Origin of the sequence: Rhodococcus sp. JVH1, from assembly GCF_000280725.2 — a bacterium.
GTDB lineage: Bacteria > Actinomycetota > Actinomycetes > Mycobacteriales > Mycobacteriaceae > Rhodococcus_F > Rhodococcus_F jostii_A.
This window is the reverse complement of the sequence record NZ_CP166289.1, coordinates 2,852,986-2,871,279: the sequence shown is the minus strand read 5'-3', so window position 1 is coordinate 2,871,279 and position 18,294 is coordinate 2,852,986. Positions and strand designations below refer to the sequence as shown.

20 protein-coding genes are annotated in these 18,294 nt (G+C 68.0%); 10 read left to right on the top strand and 10 right to left on the bottom strand.

Features of this window, described 5'->3' with window-relative positions:
- The first annotated feature begins 71 nt into the window (after positions 1-71).
- Positions 72-1,298 (top strand): glycosyltransferase family 87 protein, encoded by a 1,227-nt coding sequence (locus JVH1_RS13005; protein WP_043780885.1) that lies wholly within the window; start codon positions 72-74, stop codon positions 1,296-1,298.
- Between the two features lie 117 nt (positions 1,299-1,415).
- Positions 1,416-1,697 carry a DUF2277 domain-containing protein gene (locus JVH1_RS13000; RefSeq protein ID WP_009477719.1) on the top strand — a complete coding sequence of 94 codons (282 nt, stop codon included), beginning with the start codon at positions 1,416-1,418 and terminating at the stop codon, positions 1,695-1,697.
- A gap of 106 nt (positions 1,698-1,803) precedes the next feature.
- Here JVH1_RS13000 and ipdC read toward each other — a convergent pair whose 3' ends face one another.
- From ipdC to echA20, 4 genes are read right to left on the bottom strand one after another with little or no spacing between them, the layout of a single operon-like run.
- Positions 1,804-2,865, bottom strand: a complete 1,062-nt coding sequence (ipdC, locus tag JVH1_RS12995) for a (3aS,4S,5R,7aS)-5-hydroxy-7a-methyl-1-oxo-octahydro-1H-indene-4-carboxyl-CoA dehydrogenase (protein WP_009477720.1) — start codon at positions 2,863-2,865, stop codon at positions 1,804-1,806.
- Positions 2,862-3,623, bottom strand: a complete 762-nt coding sequence (gene ipdB / locus JVH1_RS12990; protein ID WP_009477721.1) for a cholesterol ring-cleaving hydrolase subunit IpdB — start codon at positions 3,621-3,623, stop codon at positions 2,862-2,864. Before ipdB ends, ipdC begins: the two co-directional genes overlap by 4 nt.
- Positions 3,620-4,510, bottom strand: coding sequence for a cholesterol ring-cleaving hydrolase subunit IpdA (gene ipdA, locus JVH1_RS12985; RefSeq protein ID WP_009477722.1), 891 nt, complete (start codon positions 4,508-4,510; stop codon positions 3,620-3,622). Before ipdA ends, ipdB begins: the two co-directional genes overlap by 4 nt.
- Before the next feature lie 5 nt (positions 4,511-4,515).
- The gene (gene echA20, locus JVH1_RS12980; protein ID WP_007300903.1) at positions 4,516-5,292 is read right to left on the bottom strand and encodes a (7aS)-7a-methyl-1,5-dioxo-2,3,5,6,7,7a-hexahydro-1H-indene-carboxyl-CoA hydrolase; all 777 of its coding nucleotides are present in this window, start codon (positions 5,290-5,292) and stop codon (positions 4,516-4,518) included.
- Positions 5,293-5,406: 114 nt separating this feature from the next.
- Here echA20 and JVH1_RS12975 point away from each other — a divergent pair, with 114 nt between their 5' ends.
- The 6 genes from JVH1_RS12975 to JVH1_RS12950 all read left to right on the top strand — a co-directional run bounded on the left by JVH1_RS12975 (position 5,407) and on the right by JVH1_RS12950 (position 11,262).
- Positions 5,407-6,189: an SDR family oxidoreductase gene (locus JVH1_RS12975; RefSeq protein ID WP_043781028.1), complete on the top strand. Its 783-nt coding sequence runs from the start codon at positions 5,407-5,409 to the stop codon at positions 6,187-6,189.
- Positions 6,186-7,100, top strand: a complete 915-nt coding sequence (locus JVH1_RS12970; protein ID WP_043780888.1) for an SDR family oxidoreductase — start codon at positions 6,186-6,188, stop codon at positions 7,098-7,100. The genes JVH1_RS12975 and JVH1_RS12970 overlap by 4 nt, the downstream gene beginning before the upstream one ends.
- Before the next feature lie 144 nt (positions 7,101-7,244).
- Positions 7,245-8,108: an LLM class F420-dependent oxidoreductase gene (locus tag JVH1_RS12965; RefSeq protein ID WP_009477723.1), complete on the top strand. Its 864-nt coding sequence runs from the start codon at positions 7,245-7,247 to the stop codon at positions 8,106-8,108.
- 87 nt (positions 8,109-8,195) lie between these two features.
- Positions 8,196-9,443: a glycosyltransferase family 4 protein gene (locus tag JVH1_RS12960; RefSeq protein ID WP_043780890.1), complete on the top strand. Its 1,248-nt coding sequence runs from the start codon at positions 8,196-8,198 to the stop codon at positions 9,441-9,443.
- A complete protein-coding gene (locus tag JVH1_RS12955; RefSeq protein WP_009477725.1) occupies positions 9,437-10,177 on the top strand; it encodes a class I SAM-dependent methyltransferase in 741 nt (246 codons plus the stop codon). The genes JVH1_RS12960 and JVH1_RS12955 overlap by 7 nt, the downstream gene beginning before the upstream one ends.
- Entirely contained in the window at positions 10,174-11,262 is a 1,089-nt protein-coding gene (locus tag JVH1_RS12950) for a prenyltransferase (RefSeq protein WP_009477726.1), read from the top strand. Before JVH1_RS12955 ends, JVH1_RS12950 begins: the two co-directional genes overlap by 4 nt.
- On the opposite strand, the gene JVH1_RS12945 is transcribed toward JVH1_RS12950, so the two are convergent.
- Genes JVH1_RS12945 through JVH1_RS12925 form a run of 5 tightly spaced genes read right to left on the bottom strand, consistent with a single transcriptional unit; the run spans position 11,238 to position 15,396 of the window.
- Positions 11,238-11,900 carry a class I SAM-dependent methyltransferase gene (locus tag JVH1_RS12945; protein WP_009477727.1) on the bottom strand — a complete coding sequence of 221 codons (663 nt, stop codon included), beginning with the start codon at positions 11,898-11,900 and terminating at the stop codon, positions 11,238-11,240. The genes JVH1_RS12950 and JVH1_RS12945 overlap by 25 nt on opposite strands.
- On the bottom strand, positions 11,897-12,289 hold the full coding sequence (locus JVH1_RS12940; RefSeq protein ID WP_005244588.1) for a carboxymuconolactone decarboxylase family protein: 393 nt from the start codon (positions 12,287-12,289) through the stop codon (positions 11,897-11,899). The genes JVH1_RS12945 and JVH1_RS12940 overlap by 4 nt, the downstream gene beginning before the upstream one ends.
- Positions 12,286-13,161, bottom strand: coding sequence for an NAD(P)-dependent oxidoreductase (locus tag JVH1_RS12935; protein ID WP_009477728.1), 876 nt, complete (start codon positions 13,159-13,161; stop codon positions 12,286-12,288). Before JVH1_RS12935 ends, JVH1_RS12940 begins: the two co-directional genes overlap by 4 nt.
- On the bottom strand, positions 13,158-13,910 hold the full coding sequence (locus JVH1_RS12930) for an SDR family oxidoreductase (RefSeq protein ID WP_009477729.1): 753 nt from the start codon (positions 13,908-13,910) through the stop codon (positions 13,158-13,160). Before JVH1_RS12930 ends, JVH1_RS12935 begins: the two co-directional genes overlap by 4 nt.
- A 16-nt stretch (positions 13,911-13,926) precedes the next feature.
- Positions 13,927-15,396, bottom strand: coding sequence for an aldehyde dehydrogenase (locus tag JVH1_RS12925; protein WP_009477730.1), 1,470 nt, complete (start codon positions 15,394-15,396; stop codon positions 13,927-13,929).
- Positions 15,397-15,509: 113 nt separating this feature from the next.
- Here JVH1_RS12925 and JVH1_RS12920 point away from each other — a divergent pair, with 113 nt between their 5' ends.
- Positions 15,510-16,406 carry an SDR family NAD(P)-dependent oxidoreductase gene (locus JVH1_RS12920; protein ID WP_009477731.1) on the top strand — a complete coding sequence of 299 codons (897 nt, stop codon included), beginning with the start codon at positions 15,510-15,512 and terminating at the stop codon, positions 16,404-16,406.
- A gap of 541 nt (positions 16,407-16,947) precedes the next feature.
- Positions 16,948-17,412 (top strand): PAS domain-containing protein, encoded by a 465-nt coding sequence (locus JVH1_RS12915; RefSeq protein ID WP_237735251.1) that lies wholly within the window; start codon positions 16,948-16,950, stop codon positions 17,410-17,412.
- Positions 17,413-17,690: 278 nt separating this feature from the next.
- Here JVH1_RS12915 and JVH1_RS12910 read toward each other — a convergent pair whose 3' ends face one another.
- Positions 17,691-18,293 (bottom strand): TetR/AcrR family transcriptional regulator, encoded by a 603-nt coding sequence (locus JVH1_RS12910; protein ID WP_009477734.1) that lies wholly within the window; start codon positions 18,291-18,293, stop codon positions 17,691-17,693.
- Position 18,294: the final 1 nt, after the last annotated feature.

Below are 18,294 nucleotides of genomic sequence, written 5' to 3'. Positions count from 1 at the left end.
TTGTCACGATTGGGTCACGGCCCGCTACGGTGGATCGTTGACCACGACGCCGATCATGAAAGAACAAATTCTTGTTACAGAGTGAATCGAAGTTCAGGGCTTATCGTCTCCACGCCGTCGCGCTCCTTGTGGGCGTCCTCTCCTTGGGGGCGGTGGCCTACCGGGAGTTCGATGCGGCGACGGGCTACCTGATGGACCTTTCCGTGTTCCGCGACGCCGGCTACGCCTTCGTCAGCGGGCTGCCGCTCTACTCCCCGGACTTCCCGAGCAGTTCCGGGTTCAGGTTCATCTACGCACCCTTCGCGGCGATCCTCTTCGCGCCGATGGCGGAGATCGACCCCGCGGTCCTGCAGGCGCTGTGGTGCGCCCTCAATCTCGGGCTCGTGTGGTGGATGGTCAAGGCGGCGCTGTCGAAGCTCGACGTCGCACGCCCCGAACTTCTCGCTCTGCTGTCGATGGGCCCGGTGCTTCTCCTCGAGCCGATGCGCTCGAACTTCGACTTCGGTCAGATCAATATCATCCTGATGGCACTGGTGGTCGCCGACTGCACTGGTGCGATCCCGAAGCGGTTCCGCGGAGTCGCCATCGGCCTCGCCGCGGCCGTCAAGATCACCCCGGCAGCCTTTCTCCTGGTCCTGCTCGTCCGCCGCGACTTCCGCTCGATCGGACGATCCCTCGCCACCATCCTGGTCACCGTCGGCCTCGGGTTCTGGCTCCTGCCGCAGTCGTCGGTGTGGTTCTGGACCACCGAGTTCTTCGCCACCGGCCGTGCGGGCGCGCCCGACTTCTTCCGCAACCAGGCCGTCACCGGCGTCATCGCGCGACTCGGGGCGGAGGGCCGGCTGGCCAGCGTGCTGTGGGTGCTCAGCGCAGCCGTCATCGTGTCCGCCGCGGCGTGGTCGGCGTACCGCTTCACCCGGTCCGGTGAGCACCTGATCGCGCTGTCGATCGTAGCCCTGGCATCCCTGCTCGCCGCGCCGTTCGCCGTCACCCACCACTGGGCGTACAGCATCCTGCTGATCCCGATCCTGATCGCACCGCAGTACCGCAGCTGGCGACCCCTCATCGGCGCCGCCACCCTGATCTTCCTGATCGGCCCGAACTTCGTGCTGCAGTCCTCGTCGTCCGGCTGGGTGGAAGCGGCCGTGCGTGAGGTGATCGGAAGCTCGCAGTGCCTCATCGCGCTGGTCCTGCTCGGCGCGGCCGTCGTGGCCGCGCGGTCCCGCACCCCACTACCGGACGTCGAGACGGACGCCGTGCCCGCGGACGAAGACGCGCTGGAGCCCGCCCGCAGCTGAGGCCGCGCTACCCCCCGGCGGGCAAATGTACTTTCCGGCGCCTCAGGTGCGCCGAAAGGTACATTCGCCCAGTGCCGAGGAGCCGCGCAGAGGGCCGGGCGGCGCTATCGTCGAGTCATGTGCCGAAACATCACCGAGTTGCGCGGACTCGAACCGGCGGCCACCGCGGAGGAGATCGAGGCGGCGGCGCGTCAGTACGTTCGGAAGGTCAGCGGAATACAGAAGCTGTCGGACGCCAACCGTGAGCCCTTCGAGGAGGCGGTAGCCGTCGTCACCGAGGCCACCACGAAGCTGCTCGCGGCACTGCCGCCGCGGAAGCAGCCGCCGCAGACGATGCCCCCGCTGCGACGGCCGGAGGTCCGGGCGCGCATCGCGGCGAAGGCCGCGTCATCCAGCTGAGCGCGGCGAAGGCCGCGTCATCCAGCTGAGCGCGGCGGAGGCCGCCACCGCCTAGCCCGACGAACGGGACGCTCGTCGCGTCCGATCGAACGAGCGTCCCGTTGGTTCAGGCGCGGAGGGCGCCGAGTGCGTCGATGCGTTTGATGGCGTCGGCGACGATGCCGTCGATGAGGTCCTTGCATGTGGGCAGGTCGTCGAGCAGCCCGACGACCTGCCCGGAGGCGAGGACGCCGGCGTGGGTGTTGCCTTCGACGAGCCCGGCCTTGAGCAGCATCGGGGTGTTGGCGGCCATGATGATCTGCTGCCAGGTGCGGTCGCTGGACTTCTTCATGGCGAGGCCGTCCTTGACGAGCGTCGACCATTTCATGCCGGTCATGGCCTTGAACTTGGACGCGTTGCGGGCGGCCGCGACCAGGCCGCGCATGTTGCCGGAGTGTTCGAGGCTGTTGACGAGGTCGGTGTTGAGGACCCGGTGGGGCATGCCGTCGACCTTGCGGGAGACGGTGGTGTCCTGCAGTCCCCGGGCGAGGTATTCCTGTTTGACGGAGTCGGGGACCGTCGATTCCTGGGTGAGCAGGAAGCGGGTGCCCATCGCGACGCCTGCGGCGCCGTAGGCGAGGGCGGCCGCGAGCCCGCGTCCGTCGTAGAAGCCGCCCGCTGCGACGACGGGGATGTCGACGGCGTCGAGCACCGAGGGCAGTAGCAGTGTGGTGGCCACGGGCCCGGTGTGCCCGCCGCCCTCGCCGCCCTGCACGATCACCGCGTCGGCGCCCCACGACGCGACCTTCTTGGCGTGTTTGGCGGCGCCGATCGACGGGATGACCACCACGCCAGCGGCTTTCAGCTTCGCGATCAGTTCCTGCTTCGGTGCCAGCGCGAACGACGCGACGCGCACGTTCTCCCGGATGAGCAGGTCGATGCGATGCGGGGCGTCGGACGCGTCGGCGCGGATGTTGACGCCGAACGGTTTGTCGGTGAGGGTCTTCGTCTTCGCGATCGCCGATTCGAGTTCGGTGTATGTCATCGTCGCCGATGCCAGGATGCCGAGACCGCCGGCGTTGGCGGTGCCGGCGACGAGCCGCGGTCCGGCCACCCAGCCCATCCCGGTCTGGACCACCGGGTGCTGCACGCCGACCAACTCGGTCAGCGCGGTGCGGAGCGTGCTCATACCGACACCTCCCGGTCGCGCAGGCTGCGGGGGTCGAGGACCTCGCGGATCAGCCGCAGTTCTTCGTCGGTGGGTTCGCGGGTCACGCCGGCGTCGGCGAGCCCTGCGACCTCGAACGAGGTGTTGTCGGCGACCTGGTCGGCGGTGACGCCGGGGTGCAGCGACAGCGCCCGGAACGTGTGGTCGGGTCCGCCGAAGTCGAACACCCCGAGGTTGCTCACCACCCGGTGCAGGTGGTGGAAGCGGTAGGCGGGGTTCTCCGGGTCGATCTGGTCGTAGCCGACGCCCGAGACGATGTCGACCGTGTCGCAGAACACCCGCGACGAGTGCTTGCCCACCCAGTAGCTGGTGGGGTGGTTGATCGTGTTGCCGGGTGCGCCGCGGACGCCGAACATCTGACGCGTCGGCTGCTGCAGCGGACCGAACGCCGACAGGTTCTGGTTGCCGTGCCGGTCGATCTGGTTGGCGCCCATCACCACGTGCCGGCGGCCGGAGGCGACGACGTCGAATACCTTCCGGAACGGCATCCAGCCCTCGATCGGGGCCTTCACGCCGACGGCGGGGGTGTCCGCGAAGATCAGGGCCTCACCGTCGGTGATCAGCAGGTCGGGTTCGGTGGTCAGTCGCGCGAGCCGGGCGCCGATCAGGGGCAGGGTGGCCATCGGGCTGGCCATGATCTCGCCTGCCCCGGAGAAGATGTCGGCGCACGCGATCGCGCAGTACTCCGCGCGGGTGACTTCGGTGATCGTCTCGCTCATGCCTGCTCCTCTGCAAATTTCTTCACGGCGGCCTGGTAGTCGTCCTCGCTGCCGGACAGGTAGGTGGCGACGAACTGCTGCCACGCCTCGGGGGTCTTCGCCGATTCGGCGTAGTGGCGCTGGAACTTCTCGTCGCGTCCGTAGCTGTCTCCGGCGAGGGTGAAGTGGGCGCCGTTCGGGGCCTCCACCACGCCGTCGACCATCATGCGGTTGAGGATGAGGTTCTGCAGTGGAACGGTTTTCACCAGTTCCTCGGTTTCCACCACGCGTTCGACGGAGACGAACCGCTTCTCGGCGGCCGCGCAGTACAGGTCGTCGAAGTAGGGGTCGACTCCGGTGTAGGCGGCGTTGCCGTGCTTGTCACCGAGGTTCAGATGGACCAGGGCCGCATCGAGATTGAGGGCGGGCATCGCGATCAGCGTCTCCGACTTGCCGGACGCGTCGGGGTAGGGGGAGGTGACGGTGCGCAGTTCGTCGCCCCAGAATCTCCGGACGTCGGAGCCGAGCCCGGCGCGGATCGGCAGGAACGGCAGCCGGGCGGCGGCGGCCTCGAGGCCGCACTTGACCATGCCCTCGTCCATTTCGCGGACCTCGATCTCACCCGCGGTCCGCGCCTTCGCGAACCACGGGTCGTAGAACGGGGCCGAATCGAGGGACACGAAACCGTAGTACGCCTTCGTGACCTTGCCCGCCGAGCACAGCAACCCCAGGTCGGGGCCGCCGTAGGTGACGACGGTGAGGTCGGTGACATCCGAACGCAGCAGCGCCCGCACCAGCGCCATCGGCTTGCGGCGCGAACCCCACCCGCCGATGCCGATGGTCATCCCGCTGCGCAGTTCCCCGACCGCGTCGTCGAGCGAGATCCTCTTGTCGCGCTTGCTCGCCATCGATGTCAGCCTTTCCTGTTGTTCGAGTGGGAGCGGGGCTTGCCGGTCTCGACGAACTCGTCGCGGTGCTCGTCCGAGACGCCGGCCAGGTTGAGCTCGAAGGTGTAGCCCTGCTCGAGGCGGTAACTGGTCTTCACGTCGACGGGGTCGATGCCGTTGATGGCTTCCTTGGCGCAGCGGATGACCCGGGTGTCCTTGGCCGCGATCTTGGCGGCGATGTCGCGGGCGGTGTCGTCGAGTTTCTCGCGCGGCACCACCTCGTACACCGATCCGAAGTGCTGGAGTTGCTGGGCGGTGACGTTCTGCGCCGTGTAGTACAGCGTGCGCATCATGTGCTGGGGGACGAGCCGGGCGAGGTGGGTGGCGGCGCCGAGTGCGCCGCGGTCGACCTCGGGCAGTCCGAAAACGGCGTCGTCGGACGCCACGATCACGTCGGCGTTCCCGACCAGGCCGATGCCGCCGCCGACGCAGAATCCGTTGACCGCGACCACCACGGGCACGGCGCAGTCGTAGACGGCGGCGAACGCGGCCGCGCAGCCCCGGTTGGCGTCGACCAGCGCGCCGTAACCGTCGGTGGCCTGCATTTCCTTGATGTCGACGCCGGCGTTGAACCCGCGTCCCTCCGCTCTCAGGATCACCACGTGGGTGTCCGGATTCCGGCCCGCGTCGAGTACGGCGTCGGCCAACTCGAACCAGCCCCGGGACGGGATGGCGTTCACGGGCGGGTAGTCGACGGTGACCGTGGTGATGCCGTCTCCGTCGGTGGTGGAGGTGATGCCCATGGCATGTTCCTAACGTCTTGTACCGAACCAAGCGATTGCTTGGTAAGTTAGCACATGTGCGGGCCCGACAGCTCTGAGCTGGGCCTGCCGGAACATGCAACAGCGGAGGTATTCGTGGATTCAGGTCTGAACGGGGCGATCGTGCTCGTGACCGGCGGCGTTCGCGGGGTGGGCGCAGGCATCAGCCGCACCTTCCTGCGGGCGGGCGCAACGGTGGTGGCCTGCGCCCGCCGGCCGGGAGAGGCGCCGGTGGAGGTGGACGGCCGGGCGATCGAATTCCTGCCCTGCGACATCCGTGACCCGGAGCAGGTGCAGGGTCTCGCCGATCGGATCGTGCAACGGCACGGACGGCTGGACGTCCTGGTCAACAACGCCGGCGGCGCACCGTTCGCGCTCGCCGCGGATGCGAGTCCGAAGTTCCACTCCAAGATCGTCGAGCTGAATCTGCTCGCCCCGCTGCTGGTGTCGCAGATCGCGAATGCGGTGATGCAGAAGCAGGATTCGGGCGGTGCGATCGTGAACATCTCCAGCGTCAGCGGCTCGCGACCGTCGCCCGGCACCGCGGCATACGGTGCGGCGAAGGCGGGGGTCGACAGTCTCACCGGCAGTCTCGCGGTCGAGTGGGCACCCAAGGTGCGGGTCAACTCGGTGGTCGTCGGCCTGGTCCGCACCGAACTCGCGCATCTGCACTACGGCGACGAGGCGGGGATCGCGGCGGTCGGGGACACGGTCCCGCTGGGCCGGATGGCCTGCCCCGAGGACATCGGCAACTGCGCGGTGTTCCTGGCTTCACCGCTGGCGGCGTACGTCAGCGGTTCGACACTGACCGTCCACGGCGGCGGAGAACGTCCCGCCTTCCTGGCGGCAGCTACAGCATCTACAGAGGAGAAGGCATGAGTGGAGTGGTCGACGGTCGCGTCGTCATCGTGACGGGCGCCGGACGCGGAATCGGACGCGCCCACGCGCTGGCGTTCGCCGCCGAGGGCGCCAAGGTCGTGGTCAACGACATCGGAGCCGGCATCGACGGTTCCGCCACCGGGGAGAGCCCCGCCGAACAGGTGGTCGCGGAGATCGTCGCCGCGGGCGGCGAGGCCGTCGTGAACGGCGACGACGTCGCGGACTGGGCGGGCGCCGAGAACCTGATCAACACCGCCATTCACACGTACGGACGCCTGGACGTGCTGGTGAACAACGCCGGGTTCCTGCGCGACCGCATGCTCGTCGGGATGAGCGAGCAGGAGTGGGACGCCGTCGTGCGCGTCCATCTGAAGGGACACTTCGCGACGCTGCGCCACGCCGCCGCGTACTGGCGCGCCGAGGCGAAGGCGGGTAACCCGGTCGACGCCCGGATCGTCAACACCAGTTCCGGTGCCGGACTGCAGGGTTCGATCGGCCAGGGCAATTACGCCGCCGCGAAGGCGGGCATCGCGGAGATGACCATTCAGGCGGCCGCGGAACTGAAGAACTACGGCGTCACCGTCAATGCGATCGCCCCGGCCGCACGCACCCGGATGACCGTCGGCGCCGGCGGTGCGATGGCGGAGGCGATGGCCGCCCCCGAGGAGGGTTTCGACGCGATGGCGCCGGAGAACATCTCCCCGCTCGTCGTGTGGCTGGGCAGCACGGAGTCGAAGGACGTCACCGGACGCGTGTTCGAGGTGGAGGGAGGCAAGATCACCGTCGCCGAGGGCTGGCGGCACGGCCCCACCCAGGACAAGGGTGCGCGCTGGGAACCGAAGGAGATCGGACCCGTCGTCGCCGACCTGCTCGCGAAGGCCGAAACCCCGGTTCCGGTGTACGGCGCCTGAGCAGGTGAGTGGCGAAGTGTGCTGGGGCACGCATTGCCACTCACCTGCTGCGCGGAGAACTGGAGAGTTGTTTGGACACATTGATAAACAGGTGTCCAGAAGTTAGTGTGCAAGAAGGAAAAGGCTAACGGCCAAGGAGAATTCGTGAAATTCGGCATTACGTTGTTTACGAGTGACCGCGGGATCGGGCCGGCCTCGGCTGCGAGGGGTGCAGAGGCCAACGGGTTCGACTCGTTCTACGTGCCCGAGCACACGCACATTCCGGTGAAACGCGATGCGGCGCATCCTCAGACGGGCGACGCTTCGCTGCCCGACGACCGCTACATGCGCACCCTCGACCCGTGGGTGGCGCTGGCGTCGGCGTCGGCGGTCACGGAGCGGATCGAACTGGGGACGTCGGTGGCGCTGCCGGTGGAGCACGACCCGATCACGCTGGCCAAGACGATCGCCTCGCTCGACCACCTCAGCGGCGGGCGGGTGACCCTCGGCGTGGGGTATGGGTGGAATCTGGACGAGCTCACCGATCACAACGTTCCGCCCGGACGGCGCCGGACGATGCTGCGCGAGTACCTCGAGGCGATGCGTGCGCTGTGGACGCAGGACGAGGCGTCCTACGACGGCGAGTTCGTGAGCTTCGGTCCGAGCTGGGCGTGGCCCAAGCCGTCCCGGGTGCCTCCGGTGATCGTCGGCGCCGCCGGCAACGACAAGAACTTCCGATGGATCGTGAAATCGGCCGACGGGTGGATGACCACTCCGATCGAGCAGGACATCGACGACCGCGTTGCGACGCTACGACGGATGTGGCGTGAGGCCGGCCGGGCCGGCGAACCGCGGATCGTGGTGCTCGACGGCAAGCCGGACGTGGACAAACTGCGGCGGTGGAAGGACCTCGGCGTCACCGAGGTCGTGTACGGACTGCCCGACCGCAGTGAGGAAGAGGTCTTGGCGTACCTGGGCCGTCTGTCCGGAAAACTCGAGGGATTGCGCGAGTCGACCGCGGTGGGATGAGTGAGTGCGGTTGGATGGGATGAGGGCACACCCGAGTAGGAACGTGTTCTAGTATGCTGCCAACTGCTCGAGGAGAGGCCGAAGTCCGTGCGCATCGCACTCTTGTCGTATCGAAGCAAGCCCCACTGTGGTGGGCAGGGTGTGTACGTACGCCATCTCAGCCGTGAGCTGGTCGAACTCGGCCATCAGGTCGAGGTGTTCTCGGGGCAGCCGTACCCGGACGTCGACCCGCGGGTGACGCTGACGAAGGTCCCCAGCCTCGACCTGTATCGCGAGCCGGATCCGTTCAGAACGCCGCACCCGCGCGAGTTCCGCGACGCCGTCGACGTGCTCGAGGTCGCGACCATGTGGACGGCCGGTTTCCCGGAGCCGCTCACGTTCAGCCTCCGCGCCGCGCGACTGCTGAAGCAGCGCGCCGACGAGTTCGACGTGGTGCACGACAATCAGTGCCTCGGCTACGGGCTGCTACAACTCCAGAAGGCCGGACTCCCCGTCGTCGCCACCATCCACCACCCGATCACCCGCGACCGGGAACTGGACCTGGCGTCGGCGAAGTGGTGGCGCCAGGTGACGGTCCGGCGCTGGTACGGATTCCTGCGGATGCAGAAGCGGGTGGCGCGTGCCATCCCCGCGCTGTTGACGGTGTCGCAGTCCTCCGCCGACGACATCAGCGCGGCCTTCGACGTTCCTGCCGGAAACCTGCAGACCATCCCGTTGGGCGTCGATACCGAGGTGTTCCGGCCCCCGGCCGCCGCACGGGTTCCGGGCCGCGTCGTGTGCGTCGCCAGCGCCGACATGCCCCTCAAGGGGGTGTCGACGCTCCTCGAGGCGGTGGCGAAGGTGCACACCGAGCGCGCCGTCGAACTGGTGCTGGTCACCAAACTCGCGCCCGGGGGAGTGACGGAGAAGCTCATCGAGGAGCTGGCCATCGGCGACGTCGTCCGGACGGTGTCGGGTATCGACGACGCCGAACTGGCGTCGCTGCTGGCGTCGGCCGACGTCGCGTGCGTCCCGTCGCTGTACGAGGGCTTCTCGCTGCCCGCCGTCGAGGCGATGGCGTGCGGCACCCCGCTGGTGGCGAGCCGCGCCGGTGCCATTCCCGAGGTGGTGGGAACGGACGAGGAGGCGTGTGTGCTGGTGACGCCGGGCGACCCCCAGGAACTTGCGGACGTGCTGGGCGCGTTACTCGACGATCCGCAGCGCCGCGCCCGGCTCGGCGACGGTGGCCGTCGGCGAGTGCTCGAGCGCTACAGCTGGGCCGCCGTGGCCGCGAAAACCGCGCAGACCTATGCCGAAGCGATAGCGCAGACCCGTCAAGGAGGCCGACCGTGCTGACCGTGGACTTCGACCGGCTGGGTGTGAAGCCCGGCGACAAGGTGATCGACATCGGGGCGGGCGCCGGGCGGCACTCGTTCGAGCTGTATCGACGCGGCGCCGACGTCATCGCCTTCGACCAGAACGCCGACGAACTTGCGGATGTCGAGAAGATGTTCGTGGCGATGGCCGAGGTCGGTGAGGTCCCGGCTGGAGCCTCGGCTCGGGTGGAGGTCGGCGATGCGCTGAACCTGCCGTACGAGGATGCGACGTTCGACGTGGTTCTCATCTCCGAGGTCCTCGAACACGTGCCGCGCGACGGCCGGGCCATCGCCGAGCTGACCCGCATTCTCAAGCCGGGTGGTGTTGCGGCGGTGACGGTTCCGCGGTGGCTGCCGGAGAAGATCTGCTGGGCGCTGTCCGACGCGTACCACGAGGTGGAGGGTGGCCACGTCCGCATCTACCGCGCCGACGAGCTGGCGGAGAAGCTGACGGCCGCCGGCCTGGAGGTCCGGGGCCGGGATCACGCCCACGCCCTCCATTCGCCGTACTGGTGGCTCAAGTGTGCGGTGGGGGTGGAAAACAACGACAACCCCCTCGCGAAGGCGTATCACCAGGTTCTGGTGTGGGACATGATGAAAGCCCCCTGGCTCACGCGCACCGCAGAGATGGTCCTCAACCCCGTGGTCGGCAAGAGCGTCGTGTTCTACCTCGAGAAGCCGAGGGAACCGAGCGTGGTGAAGGCGCCGCGGTGAGAGCCGCCGGCGTCCCGTCGGTTCCGAACGTGTTGTCGGAGAGCCAGGTCAGGCAGACGGCACGGTCGATCGCGGCAGCGCAGGAGTCGTCGGGGGCGCTGCCGTGGTTTCCCGGTGGGCACACCGACCCGTGGGATCACGTCGAGTCTGCTATGGCACTCACCGTCGCCGGCCTGATCGACGAGGCGGAGGGCGCGTACGAGTGGTCGCGGCGCACACAACGACCGGACGGTTCGTGGCCGATGAAGTTCCGTGACGGGGCCGTGGAGAATCACGATTCCGACAGCAACTTCTGCGCCTATCTCGCGGTGGGGGTGTGGCACCACTACCTGATCACCGGCAACCGGGATTTCGTCGACACCCTATGGCCGTCCGTGCAGGGCGGTCTCGATTTCGTGGTCGACATGCAGTCGTCGAGCGGCGAAATTTGGTGGGCCCGCGGCGAGAACGGTCAGGACTGCCCCGAGGCGCTGCTGACCGGGAACTCCAGCATTCACCACAGCCTGCACTGCGGGCTGCTCCTCGCCCGGCTGGTCGACGAACCGCAGCCGGAATGGGAGTTCGCGAAATATACCCTGGGTCACGCGATCAGGCAGCACCCGGAGGCGTTCGCGATCAAGGACGAATACTCGATGGACTGGTACTACCCGATCCTCGGGGGCGCCGTCCGCGGTGAGGTCGCGTCGGACCGCATCGCGTCGCGGTGGGACGACTTCGTGGTCGAGGGACTCGGCATCCGCTGCGTGGACCACCGGCCATGGGTGACCGGCGCCGAAACATGCGAACTGGTGCTGGCGCTCGACGCGATGGGGGAACACAGCCGCGCGCTCGCACAGTTCACCGCCATGCAGCATCTGCGGGATCCGGACGGCTCGTACTGGACGGGGCTCGTCTACAACGACGGCAAGCGGTGGCCGGTCGAGCAGACCACGTGGACGGGCGGGGCGATGATCCTCGCCGCGGACGCGTTGTCCCGCACCACGCCCGGACACGGGATCTTCCGGGACGCGGCGCTGCCCGTGGGACTACCGATCGGCCTCGACCGCTGCGGCGACTACTGTCACGCCAGCGGTTCGCCCGTCTGACCGCCCACCCGCTCGAGAACGCGAAGCGACCCGGTGACGGACGTTTCCTTGAATTGTCCTGTCGCCAGCGCCCGTTCGTAGATCTCGAACGGCGGGCGTCCGCCGTCCGCCGGGTCGGGGAACACGTCGTGGATCACCAGGGCGCCGCCGACGTTCACCCACGGCGCCCACCCCTCGAGATCCGCCGACGCCGCCTCCGACGTGTGGCCGCCGTCGATGAACACGAAGTGCACGGGAGTGCGCCAGAATGTCGCGACCGTCGACGACCGGCCCAGCACACCCACGACGTAGTCCTCGAGCCCCGAGTCGGCCATCGTGTGCCGGAACCGGCCGACCGTGTCGAGCAGACCGGTGTGCGGGTCGACGAACGCCGGTTCGTGATATTCCCAGCCGGGCTGATGCTCCTCGGAACCGTGGTGGTGATCGATCGTGACGATGCGGGCGGCCCGCGCCTTTGCCGCCGCCCCGAGATAGATCGTCGAACGACCGCAGTACGTGCCGATCTCGACGCCTACCCCGCCGGGGGGCAGGTACTGCATCGCGGCCTCGTGCAGGGCCGTCCCCTCGTCCTCCGGCATGAAGCCGGGCGTGGAGTCGGCGAGTCGGAGAAGCTCTGGTGTCAGGTGTTCGGTGCTCATGTGGCCTCTGCATCCGGGGCGGCCGCTCTGGCCGCTTTCTTCCGCTTGTGTAGCACCCCGCCGATCATCGAGTCGAGTTTCGTCCCCAACGGCCAGCCCACGTAGTGGCACAGGAACAGCGCGATCTCCCGGAGTTGGTCCTCGTCCAGTTCCTCGTTGTGCAGGGCCGCCCCCACCTGGATCTCGGCGACGTCGACGAGCCCCTGCGCGGTGAGCGCACCGAGGAGGAGAAGCCGGCGGTCGCGGATGCTCAGCCCGGGCCGCGACCAGATGTCGGCGAACAGGTGGTCGGCGGTGACGGCGAAATGCGCGCCGGGCCCGTCCTGCATCTCGAATCCGTAGACCTTCTCCATCATGGCCAGGCCGCGGGTGCGGGTGTCGTCCGTCATGGTTGCTCCTTCTTGTCGACGGTGCTGTCGACGCCGAGTCCAGGACCCAGGCCCGTGAGCGCGAGCCGGGCGAGCGGCAGCGCGACGTCGAGTCGTTCGCCGAGCCCGATCGCCAGCGACAGGTCCTTCTCCCCGAGGTCTCGGACGTGGGTCATGATCGGGTACCAGTTGTCGGTCTCGTCGAGAGCGTCAGTGGTGTCGCGGAGCATGATCGCGCCGGCGCCACCGGTGATCGCGTCGGTGTGCCGGACGACCTTGCCGAGTTCGGTGATGTCGAGACCGGCGGCCTCGGCGAGCCGCTGCGCCTCGGCGGCAGCCGTGAACGAGATGAAATGCAGCAGGTTGCGGGCCAGCTTCATCCGCGTTCCCGCGCCCACATCTCCGGCGTGCACGACGAGTTCGGCCCAGTGCCCGAACGGCTCCCGCACCTTCTCGAACGCGTCGTCGCTCGCCCCGACCATCACCGCGAGCTTCCCCTCGAGCGCGCCGGGGGCGCCGCCGCTGACGGGCGCGTCGATCAGGTCGACGCCGTGCGCCCGGCAGCGGTCGGCGAGTTCGACGGCGGTGACGTCGCTGATGGTGGAGTGCACTGCCACGACGGTGCCCGGCCGCGCGGTGTCGAGGATCTGTGTGACGACCGCGCGCACCTGCTCGTCGTTCAGCACGGTCACCGAGATGACGTCCGCGTTCTCCGCCACCTCCCGCGGGCTCGACGTCACCCTCGCGCCCGCCTTGCCGAACGGTTCCAGCGCCTCCGGCCGGGTGTCGCACACGATGAGTCCGCCGGGGCGGTTCAGCAGCCGCTTGGCCATGGGCGCACCCATGTTGCCGAGGCCGATGTAGCCGACGGATACCTGTTCGGTCGTGGTCATGACCGAAAAATCTGTCCGCCGTCGACGTTGAAGATCTGCCCGGTTATCCAGCCGGCCTCGTCGGAGAGCAGGAACAGGCAGGCACCGACGAGGTCGTCGGGGGTGCCCATCCGCTTCAGCGGCAACGTCTTGACCATGTCTGCCACCATATTTCCCGGCGTGACGGTGCGGGTGGCTTCGGTGTCGATCGGTCCGGGCGCGATGGCGTTGACCCGGATGTTCATGCCGCCCACCTCGTGGGCGAGCTGCTGGGTGAGGCCGTTGATCCCGACTTTCGCGAGTCCGTAGAAGCCGGAGTACAGCCAGGCGGCCGTGGACGACTGGTTGACGATCGATCCGCCACCGCCGCTGTTCATGTGCGGCCACACCGCGCGGGTCACGTTGAGGGCGCCGTCGAAGTTCACGGCCATGAACTTCTTGTAGTAGTCCCACGGCACGGTGATGAGGAGGTCGAGCTTCATGCCGCCGTAGATCGCGGCGTTGTTCACGAGATGGTCGATGCCGCCGAACTTCTCGACCGTGAAATCGGCGAGGTGCTTCGCCGAGTCCTCGTCGGCGACGTCGACGTCCTTGAACACCGCGATCCCGCCGTCCGCGCTGATCTGCTTGGCCACGGTCTCACCGAGCTCCGCATTGAGATCGGCCACCACCACGTTCGCACCCTCGCGGGCGAGGGCGCGCGCGTAGCCCTCGCCGATGCCCTGGGCGGCGCCGGTGACGATGGCGGTCTTCCCGTCGAAACGTCCCATATCGATTGACTCCCTCTTACTGGGCCGGTTCCGCGACCAGCTTGGTTTCCACGTATTCCTCGAAGCCGGCCACACCCATCTCGCGGCCGATTCCGGACTGCTTGTAACCGCCGAACGGGGCGTCGGCGGAATACCAGACGCCGCCGTTGACGCTGAGCGTTCCGGTGCGCACGCCGTCGACCACTCGCTTCACGCGTGCGGGGTCCGCGCCCCACACCGACCCGGACAGCCCGTACGGCGAGTCGTTGGCGATGCTGATCGCGTCCTCGTCGCCGTCGTGGGGAATGATCACCAGCACGGGTCCGAAGATCTCTTCCCGCGCCACCCGCGCGGTGTTGTCGAGGCCGGCGATCAGAGTGGGTTCGACGAAGAATCCGCGGTCCCGATCGGCCGGGCGGCCACCACCGACCACGATCGTGCCACCCTCTTCACGCGCGAGCCGCAGGTAGTCCTCGACGCGGGCGCGTTGCCGCGCGGAGACGAGGGGACCGCAGATGGTGCCGGGCTTCGCAGGATCATCCGCGTGCAATCCGCGGAGTGTCCGGGCCGTGGCCTCGACCGCCTCGTCGTACTTCTCGCGGGGAACGAGCAGCCGGGTGGTGATGGCACAGCCCTGCCCCGCATGGGTGGACACGGTGAACGCGGCGACCCCGCACGCACCGGCGAGGTCGGCGTCGTCGAGCACGATGAACGCCGATTTGCCGCCGAGTTCGAGGAACACCTTCTTCAGCGAATCGGACGCGGCCGCCATCACGGCCTTGCCCGTCGTGGTCGATCCGGTGAACGACACGAGGTCGACGCGGGGGTCGGTGGAGAGCTGAGCGCCGAGGGAGTGGTCGCTCGACGTGACGATGTTGACGACACCGGCCGGGAGGTCGGTCTCCTCGGCGATCAGATGCCCGACGAGGGCGGCGCACCACGGAGTGTCGGGGGCGGGCTTGAGGACCACCGTGTTGCCGGCCGCCAGCGCGGGGCCGATCTTGGCGAAGTTGATCTGGTGCGGGAAGTTCCACGGTGTGATGGCCCCGACGACGCCGACGGCCTCCTTGAGGACGCGTCGGCGGGTCTTGATGCCCATCGGTGTGGCGATGCCCAGATCCTGTTCCCAGGAATAGCTTTCGGCGAGGTCCGCGAAGTACCCGAGGTCGGCGACCGGGCCTTCGAGTTGCGGTCCGCTGGTGAGGAAGGCCGGGGCGCCGACCTCGGCGATGGTGATGTCGCGCAGTTCCTCGATGTGGGACTGCAGTACGTCGCGCAGCTGCCGCAGGCAGCGGGCGCGGAAGGCGTGGTCGCGGGACCACGTGGTGTCGTCGAAGGCCCGCCGGGCCGCTGCGATCGCGGCGTCCATGTCGGACGCGGTGGCGTCGGCGGCCCTCCCCAGTACCTCCTCGGTGGCCGGGTTGATCACCTCGAACGTGCCGCCGGAGCCGGGAATCAGTTTGCCGTCGACCAGGAGAGCGGAGCTGTCGGTGGGGCGCAGAGTCATGGATTTTCGCTTCCGAATCGGGTGGGTGTCACAGCGATCTCTGAAAACTGGACATGTGTCTGGACTATAGTTTGAACAACTGGATGCCGCAATGACGAGTTGCCGGAGGTGCGATGAATTCACGCGACGAGAGACGGCTGGACGGGCGAGGCGCCGTCGTCACCGGCTCGAGCCGGGGGATCGGCCGGGCGGTCGCGCACGCGCTCGCGGCGGAGGGAGCCGGCGTGGTGGTCAACGGCCGTGATCCCGATGCGGCGGAGAAGGTCGCCGAGGAGATCGTGCTCGGCGGTGGCCGGGCGATCGCGGTGGCTGGTTCGGCCGCCGTCGACGGCGTCGCGGAGGCGCTGGTCGATGCCGCGGAATGTGCATTCGGCCAGGTGGACGTGCTGATCAACTGCGCCGGCGTCGCGGAGCCTGCCGGGTCGTCCATCCTCACCGTCACCGACGAACAGTGGCGCGAACTCGTCGATGCGCACCTGACGGCGACGTTCCGCACTTGCCGGGCCGCGGCGCCCCTGATGGCGGAACGGAGGCGCGGAGCCATCGTGAACACGAGTTCGTTCGCGTTCCTCGGCGATTACGGCGGAACCGGATATCCCGCCGGCAAGGGGGCGGTCAACAGCCTGACCCTCGCCATCGCGGCCGAACTGGCCGAGTCCGGCGTCCGCGCCAACGTCGTGTGCCCCGGGGCGAAGACCCGGTTGTCGGTGGGAGCGGAGTACGAGCGGCACATCGAGGAACTGCACAGACGCGGGATGCTCGACGACGCAACGCGCTACGGCTCGCTGCATCCGGCACCCGCCGACTACGTCGCCCAGCTGTACGCGTTCCTGGCCACCGACCTCGCTGCCGGAATCACCGGCGGGATCTTCGCCGGATCAGGGTGCTTTGTCGGCAGATTCGGCCGGCCGACGCCGACGGTGCTGGCCTACCGCGACCACGAGACCGAGCCGCCGTGGTCGCTCGACGAGTTGGCGGAGTTGGTGGGTTCCGCTCACGGTGAGCGGTGATTGAATGGTCCGGCATCACATGGGCCACGACTTCGTCGTAGGCGGCCGGCCGCGACGTGTCCCGGAATGATCAGCCCTACGTCCCGTAGGGATAAGTCTTTCGGACCCCGTGCCACTACTATGGAATGCATCACGCCGCGGGAACTCGACGCCTACATCGGCAGAACCCGCGTCCCGCACGGGCGAGTGAAATCGTCCCGCCGTACGCGGCGGGCGACGCCGCGTACGAATCAAGGTCGAAAATAGCACGAGCGCAAATACTCTCGGTGATCACGTCGCTCTGGCGGCGGATAGCGGCTCGTGGAATCGACTTGTGCCTGGGCGAAAGCGGCCCAATGAAGCTGACGCAGAGGCCCGCGGATAGCCGAGCACTTGGTGTCGGAATTACGCACGGAGAGAATGTATGTTGTTTTGCACCAAAATTGTTCGACAGTGTCCTCCCGGTGAATGTGCTGGTGACGGACGATCGCATGCAACGATAATTCCACGATCTGGCCGACGATCGACGTTGCCTCCACTGTTCGGTCTGGCACGGTTCGATGTGTTGGTCCGCTGGGTGAGACGGAGGTGGGCGTCGGCAGGGCCGGGTAGGGACAGGCGACGGTCGGACCCGAACACCGCGCTGGGCTATTTGGAGCAGCTTCCGGCGCTGAGGTTGCTCGAGCGGCTTCCGGTTCCCGCCCTCGCTGTCGATGATGAGGGGGTGATTGTGCATGCCAACCCGGCACTCCAGCGGATGCTGGGGTATCCCGAGCACTGGTTTGCCGGGTGTTCGGTCGCGGACGTGGTCGTTTCGGCGTCGTCGCCGGGCGGCCCCGCATCGGTGGCGTTGCTGCGGGACTTTGCGGGGAAGGTAATCGAACTCGCCCATCGCGAAGGTTTCGTTGTGCGTGCAGCGGTGAGCAGGTCGGTGTTGCGCCGGAAGGATGACCCCGTCACGTTCGTGTGTTTCCAGGACCTCACAGAGCAGTTGTGGGGCGGTGGGCGGGCCCCCGAATTCGAGTGATGTCGTCGCCCGGTTTCCTCGCAGTACCGAGGGTGAGCCTGCGCGGCCAGCTCACCGCCAGTGTCGTCTCTCCACGCGCCGGCGGGCTAGGGGACGAGGTGATCTCCTCCGACGTGCCGACCACCCGGGCGCGCGAGGGATTCGCGGCAACCGAACGGTGTCGCCGGCTGTTGCGTGGGCCCGGGTGTCGGCGAACGTGATCGCCGCGATCTCGACGTGGCGGCCGAACCCTTCTGACGCCTGGGTCTGAGAACGGCAACAATTGGGGTAATGGCCTTTCAGGACGGGGTGTGCGTTCGCTCCGGCCACCCGACGCTGGACAGTGCTCCGCGCAGCACCGATTCGTAGATCGAGTCCAGGTCGAGTTCGTCGCCGAGGAAGTCGGTGTTCACCAGCATGACGAAACCGTGCATGGCGGCGAAGATGCTGACGGCCGCGTCGAGGGTGTCCTCGGGCGGCAGTCCGCACGACGCCAGCATCGTGCGCAGCGCCGTGTTCGCATCGAGTGCCGCGGAGATGAAGGCGTCGCGGTCCACCGGGCTGGTGGTCAGCGTCTGATACCGATGCGGATGGCGAGTTGCCCAGACGCGGTGCGCGTCGACGAGTGCGCGGAGGCCGTCGGGACCGGTCCGGCCCATGGCGATCTCGCGCAGATGGGCACCGAGTTCCGCCATGGTGCGCACCTGGACTGCACCGCGGATGTCGTCGAGGTTGCGGACGTGGTTGTAGAGCGATGCGGTGACGACGTTCAGCCGGGCGGAGAGACTCGTCATCGACAGTGGCTCCCAGCCGAGTTCGTCGATGATCTCGATCGCGGCATCCACGACCTTGTCTCGCGTGAGTGTGCGACGTCGGATCGGTCCGTTCTGCCCTTTCGCCATG